The sequence below is a fragment of the Desulfobaculum sp. genome (assembly GCF_054921475.1).
In genome coordinates, this window is sequence record NZ_JBUDSW010000277.1 from 1 (window position 1) to 4376 (window position 4376).

Sequence of the window (4376 nt, forward strand, 5' to 3'; positions counted from 1 at the left end):
CCCCACATTCGACCACGACCACCCCTCACCTCACCCCGTCCAGCCACCGTTAGCGCACCGCATCTCTCCACCAATAAAAAAGCCCGCAACGCCAAGACGTTGCGGGCTCCCTGAGAAAAGGGCAGTGCCCCGGCTAGTCGCCGGAGGAGATGGCGTTGAAGCCGGGGATGGAGGTGCGTTTTTCGAGTTCACGCAGTCCCCATGTGGCGAGGGTGACGAGCAGCAGATAGTAGAGCCCGACCACGGAGAACACCTCGATATTGCGCCATGTGGCCTTGGCGATCTCACGGCCCATGCCGGTAAGGTCGTTGACGGTGATGATGGACGCCAGCGAGGAGTATTTGATGAGGTAAATAATTTCGTTGCCGCAACCGGGCAGGGCGCGGCGCACGGCCTGCGGGAGCACGATGTGGACGACGGTCTGAAAGGGCGTCATGCCGAGGGCTTCGGCGGCTTTAAGCTGGCCGGACTTAATGGACATGAGGCCCATGCGCACATACTCGGACTGATAGGCGGCGCTGCACATGAAGAAGCCGATAACGGCGGCCTCCATGGGGTCCAGCACGAGGCGGAAGCCCCCTACGGAGATGTAAGGCAGGGCGAAGTACCAGAAGTAGAGCTGCACGACGAGGGGCGTCCCGCGGAAGATGGCGACGTAGACGTCGGCCAGCCAGCGCAGGGGACGCGGACCGTAGACGCGTATGGTTCCCGTGAGTACGCCGAACACGACGCCAAGGGCCGACGCGGGGATGATCAGCTTGAGGCTGACCAAAAGCCCAACGTTCAGGCCCGGAACGACGCGTTCCATAACGAATTGCAGGAAAGCGTCCATGTTACAGGGTCTCCCCGGTCAATTCGTTGATCTTGGAGCAGAACTCCTGCGTGCGGGAGGCGGAGCCTGCGCCAAGCAGCTCTGCGGGGGAGCCGTGCTCAATGATTTCACCCTGCTGCATGAAGATGAACTCATCCGCAAGCTGGGAGGAAAACGTGATTTGGTGGGTGGCCATGACCATGGTCATGCCGTTCTGCGCAAGGTCGCGAATAACGGCGAGCACCTCACCGATAAGCTCGGGGTCGAGGGCGGAGGTCGGCTCGTCGAGGAGGAGCACTTCCGGGTCCATGGCAAGGGCGCGGGCGATGGACACGCGCTGCTTCTGGCCGCCGGAAAGCTGGGCGGGATACAGCTCCGCACGCCCGGCAAGGCCCACGCGTTCCAGCTCGGCCATGGCGCGGTCCGTGGCTTCGCGCTTGTTCATGCGGCGCACTTTGGTCAGGGCGATGCGCACGTTCTCCATGGCGGTAAGATGATCAAACAGGTTGAAGTCCTGAAAGATCATGCCCACTTTTTGCCGGTAGTCGTTAAGCACCTTGCGGTTGGTGTAGTCCACTTCCTCACCACTTAGCCAAAAGCGGCCGGTATCGGGCGTGATGAGAAAGTTCATACACTGGAGCAGGGTGCTCTTGCCGCCGCCGGAGGGGCCGATGAGCACCTTGAGGGAGCCGCGCCCCAGCTCAAGGCAGGCGTCGCGCAGAACGTGGTTTTCGCCGAAGGACTTATTGAGTCCTTGCACCTTTAATATGACAGAATCAGACATTAGAAGGATCCCTCCCGGGAGTAGCCCGGAATCCGTACTTTCACTTCAAGCCGACGCAGGGCCTTGAGGCCGAACCACGTCAGAACAAAGAACAACAGCCCCGCAAACACGGCGAGCGGCAACGGCTGATGCGTTGTGGACGCCACGGAGCGCGTTCTGGACATCAGTTCCATGACGCCGATGACGAACGCCAGGGCCGAGTCCTTGAGAATGATGGAAAATTCATTGGACCAGCCGGGAATGGCCAGCCGGAGCGCCTGCGGCAAAATGATGGACACGATGGCGTCGCGGTCGGACATGCCGAGGGCGCGGGCGGCCTTGAGCTGGCCGGACGGCAGCGACTGAATGGCTCCGCGGAAAATCTGGGACTGGTATGCGCCGCTGGTGAGGCCCAGCACAATGACGGCTGCCGCAAACGCGCTGTCGAGGCCGATGGCTCGCAGGGCGGGGAACACTTCCGTCAACGTGGCGAGAATGCCGAAATAAAAGAGGTAGAGCATCACCAGAATGGGCACGCCGCGAAACAGCCAGACATACAGCCCAACAAGGCGCCGCACCGGGCGCGAGCCGTACACGTGCCCCACAGCCATGGGGATGCCGAGGCACAGCCCAAGGGCCAGCGCACCAATAACAAGACCTGCCGTCCACCAAATGCCGGACAACAGGTACGGAAGCGCATCCAATATCGCAGCGAATGCCTTGGTAAAATCCATAGTCGTATCGCTTTGTTAAAAAGGAAAAAACCGCCCGGAACGGTCAACGGGACCGATACCATCCGGGCGGCTCAAAAGTGAGAACGTTTTCAGGCTAGTGGATGTTCCACTTGGCCTTCAGCTCTTTCCAGTAGGGATCGGCCATGAGCAGCTTCAGACCTTCGTTGAGCTTTTCGCGCAGGTCGCCGTCGGTCTTGCGGACGGCGTAGCTGTACACTTCGCTTTCAAGGTCAAAGGTGCCGCAGATGTGGTAGGGCTGATCCTTCATCATCTCGTAGGCGATGGTGCTGTCCATGGCGGAACCGTCAATGCGGCCGATGGGCAGGTCCTGCATGGAGAGGTCGGTGGAGTCGTACTTTTTCACCGTAAAGTCCATGCCGTCCTTCTTGGACAGGGCATCAAGGTAGGCGGCGGTGTTGGTGCCACGCTGCACGCCAACGGTCTTGCCGGAGGTCAGGAAGTTTTCCAGATCGCCCTTGATGTTGTCGCGCACCACGAGCACCTGCGTGACTTCGTAGTAGGGGATGGTGAAGTCAACGACCTTGGCGCGCTCCTTGGTGGCGGACATGCCACACGCGATAAAGTCGAGCTTTCCGGCGTTAAGCGCGGGGATGATTCCGTCCCAGTCCATGGGCTGATGGCGCACTTCAAAGCCCATCTTGTCGGCAATCCAGTTCACGGCGTCTACATCGAACCCTGCGGGATCGCCGTGCTTGTCAACGTAACCGAAAGGCGGAAAGCCAAAATCGATTCCATTGACGTAAACTTTGTCGGCAGCGATGGCGCCACTTGCAAGCATCAGGGTCAACATCAGGCCAAAAATACCAGCAATAAGCTTCTTACCCATGGTTTCCACTCCTTTTGTGCCCGCATACCCCCCGGGCAACTGAACAGTTATCCACTCCCTCAATCCCGGTTCTGCGTAGAAACCGGAACTCTTGCGAATACCAAACCAGTGCAGGACGGGCAAGCCCGAATAGTAGGGGCAAATTGGGACGGAATCACAAGGTGATAGTGGCCTGACAGGCCAGGCGGAGGCGAACGGCGTAGGGTGGCGACCGGGTAGCGGTAGGGTGGTACACGACGCGAGCGCCGCAGGCCCCATAACATGCGAGGGCCGGATGCCCTATGCATCCGGCCCTCAATGCGGGAGTGCTGCTGCCTCGCGCTAGGCGAGCAATTCGTCGCGACCTTCCAGCAGGTCCGTGATGACACCGGGGTCGGCAAGGGTGGAGGTATCGCCGAACTCGTCGGTGATGCCTGCCGCAATCTTGCGCAAAACCCGGCGCATGATCTTGCCGCTTCGGGTCTTTGGCAGTTCGTCGGCGAACTGGATGACCTCTGGTGAAGCGATGGGGCCGATCTCCTTGCGCACCCACCCGCGCAGTTCGGCCATAAGCTCATCGGTGGGTTCCGAATCCGCGGTAAGGGTGACGTAGGCGTAGATGGACTCGCCCTTGATTTCATGCGGCATGCCGACCACGGCGGCTTCGGCCACGGCGGAGTGCGCAACGATGGCGGACTCGATTTCGGCGGTGCCCATCCGGTGGCCGGAGACGTTGATCACGTCGTCCAAACGCCCCATGACCCAAAAGTAGCCGTCATCGTCCGTCCGCGCGCCGTCGCCGGACTCGTACATGCCGGGGAAGCGCTCGAAGTAGGTGCTCTTAAAGCGCTCCGGATCGCCGAAGACGCCACGGAGCATACCGGGCCACGGCTTGCGCACCACAAGGTGCCCGCCTTCGCCGGGACCGACGGGCGTGCCCTCGGCGTCAACGATGGCGGCGTCCACACCGGGCAGGGGCCGGGTGGCGGAGCCGGGCTTGAGGGGAGTCGCGTAGGGCATGGCGGAGATGAGAATGCCGCCGGTTTCGGTCTGCCACCATGTGTCCACGATGGGCAGATTCTTTTTGCCGACATTCTCGTAGTACCACATCCATGCCTCGGGGTTGATGGGCTCGCCAACGGACCCGAGGATGCGCAGGGAGGACATGTCGCGCTTGTCCGTCCACTCCGTGCCCTCACGCATGAGGGCGCGGATGACGGTGGGCGCGGTGTAGAAAATGTT

The 4376-nt window shown here is 61.0% G+C and carries 5 protein-coding genes; all 5 read right to left on the reverse strand.

Translation table 11 applies throughout. The features are described from left to right. Positions 1 to 133: 133 nt before the first annotated feature. Complete coding sequence (locus ACY69P_RS14480; RefSeq protein ID WP_462327984.1) at positions 134 to 832, reverse strand: amino acid ABC transporter permease; 699 nt, start codon at positions 830 to 832, stop codon at positions 134 to 136. A gap of 1 nt (position 833) precedes the next feature. Next, positions 834 to 1595 (reverse strand): amino acid ABC transporter ATP-binding protein, encoded by a 762-nt coding sequence (locus tag ACY69P_RS14485; RefSeq protein WP_462327985.1) that lies wholly within the window; start codon positions 1593 to 1595, stop codon positions 834 to 836. Next, positions 1595 to 2308 (reverse strand): amino acid ABC transporter permease, encoded by a 714-nt coding sequence (locus tag ACY69P_RS14490; RefSeq protein ID WP_404844049.1) that lies wholly within the window; start codon positions 2306 to 2308, stop codon positions 1595 to 1597. The genes ACY69P_RS14485 and ACY69P_RS14490 overlap by 1 nt, the downstream gene beginning before the upstream one ends. Before the next feature lie 94 nt (positions 2309 to 2402). Continuing rightward, positions 2403 to 3155 carry an ABC transporter substrate-binding protein gene (locus tag ACY69P_RS14495; RefSeq protein ID WP_459900165.1) on the reverse strand — a complete coding sequence of 251 codons (753 nt, stop codon included), beginning with the start codon at positions 3153 to 3155 and terminating at the stop codon, positions 2403 to 2405. 321 nt (positions 3156 to 3476) lie between these two features. Next, positions 3477 to 4376: AMP-binding enzyme (locus ACY69P_RS14500; RefSeq protein WP_462327986.1), on the reverse strand; the 900-nt coding region annotated here is incomplete at its 5' end.

Excerpts from the sequence above, each read along its gene's own strand:
- ACY69P_RS14480 (WP_462327984.1), bottom strand. The coding sequence starts at position 832 with ATGGACGCTTTCCTGCAATTCGTTATGGAACGCGTCGTTCCGGGCCTG.
- ACY69P_RS14490 (WP_404844049.1), bottom strand. The coding sequence starts at position 2,308 with ATGGATTTTACCAAGGCATTCGCTGCGATATTGGATGCGCTTCCGTAC.
- ACY69P_RS14495 (WP_459900165.1), bottom strand. The coding sequence starts at position 3,155 with ATGGGTAAGAAGCTTATTGCTGGTATTTTTGGCCTGATGTTGACCCTG.
- ACY69P_RS14485 (WP_462327985.1), bottom strand. The coding sequence starts at position 1,595 with ATGTCTGATTCTGTCATATTAAAGGTGCAAGGACTCAATAAGTCCTTC.